The sequence below is a fragment of the Oleiphilus sp. HI0132 genome (genome assembly GCF_001635845.1).
This window is the reverse complement of record NZ_LWGJ01001365.1, coordinates 1-1,559: the sequence shown is the minus strand read 5'-3', so window position 1 is coordinate 1,559 and position 1,559 is coordinate 1. Positions and strand designations below refer to the sequence as shown.

Genomic DNA, 1,559 nt, shown 5'->3' with positions numbered 1-1,559 from the left:
AAAAAACAGAGTGAAAAGAATAACCATCCAAGCTTTATTTATTTCGTCAATGGTTTTTACCTCAATTAGTACTGCGTCAGACTTGTGCAAAAAATATGAGCGCATGCTATTTACATGCGATATAGGCAAAAAAAACGCTTCAATTTGCGCCTCAGAAAATATTTCACCTACTGAGGGTTATATAAAATACCGTTACGGGAAATCTATAGAGTCTATTGAACTTGAATATCCATTAACCCAAAGAGCTCCAAAAGAAGCCTTTTCTTTTGCAGAGTCTGGGTATGCAAAAGGAAGAGAAATACAGCTTTCCTTTAGTATTAGCAGCTATACATACACTTTAGATCTGCAAAGTCATTCATACGGAAGCGACTGGTCAGGAATCGTAGTAGAAAAAAATAAAGAAAAGATTTCAGAGTTAAAGTGTAATATGCACAATCCAGGTTTAGATTTTGCCGACAAAGTACGTCATTTAAATCTCGCAAAAAAAAATATCAGAAACCTAGGCACAAGTATCCCTAATTGTGGGAACTGCTGATTAGCTTCTGCAGGCTCTTCGTTGCCTGACTTTGTTAAAATTCAATCAACACACGTTTCAGGTAAATACGATGAAACTAAAAGTTCTATTCGTTTTCTTGTTAACACTTTTTGTCCAAGGCCCTTCCATTGCGAGTGGATATACTTGGGAATATCGAGATTGGAAAACAGAGTCACTTAATAGCGATAAGTACCTATATGTTACAAATGGTCAAGCGGCTTATGGTAACAAGTTTGGTTTTTGGGTTGATAAAAGTAATTGTTCTCAAAGTGTTCTCTGGTTAACCATTTCAACCTACGAAAAAGGTTTGTCAGAATACGAGGGAAAAGACGTTAAACTGACAGTAAAAGTTGATGATAAAGAATCTTTTATTACAGCTCCTTTGGTCTCGGCTNTTAAGTTAACCTCCAAAATAGATATTGCAAATTTCACAAATGTACCTGTAACCGATGAATTTATCAACGACTTGAAAAAAGGTAATTCTGTTAGCTTTACAGTGAACGAACCAAGTGAGATCGCTAGCAAATTTGATATCAAAACTGAAACCTTTAGCCTGTCAGGCTTTTCTGCGAATTATTTAAAAGCTATCGAGGCTTGTAAAAAAGGTGATGAAGAACTGATGATAGCCCCCTCGATCAGCAAAGAGAAAATTCATCAGGAAAAATTTGCCAAATATCTCGATAAAGTTGAAAACACAAACGTTAAAGTAAGAAATACAAGTCCTGATGCAGTTGGCTGCGACTCCTTGTTAAAAGCAGAAAACATTGATTTTTTTAGGGCGCTAATCAAGGAAAGGTCACTAAAATATGCAATAAAAGACTTTTTCTTGTTTAGTGGTGTTGGCAGCGATGGTTGGGATCAATACCCCAATATTGAGGTAAGTAATATTTGTGATTTTTCTAAAAAGTTGCCCGTAACCCAGATTCTAAAATCAGGCCAGCAAATCTTCCAGATGGAAATTCAAGGTAATCGTCTATATGTAATGGCAAATTATGATAGCCGAGAATATGCAAAATATGGCAGG

General features: G+C 35.9%; 1 protein-coding gene. It reads left to right on the top strand.

The window, feature by feature from the left end:
• On the top strand, window positions 1-535 hold a 535-nt coding region (locus A3766_RS20960), incomplete at its 5' end, for a hypothetical protein (RefSeq protein ID WP_231882948.1).
• Between the last annotated feature and the right edge of the window lie 1,024 nt (window positions 536-1,559).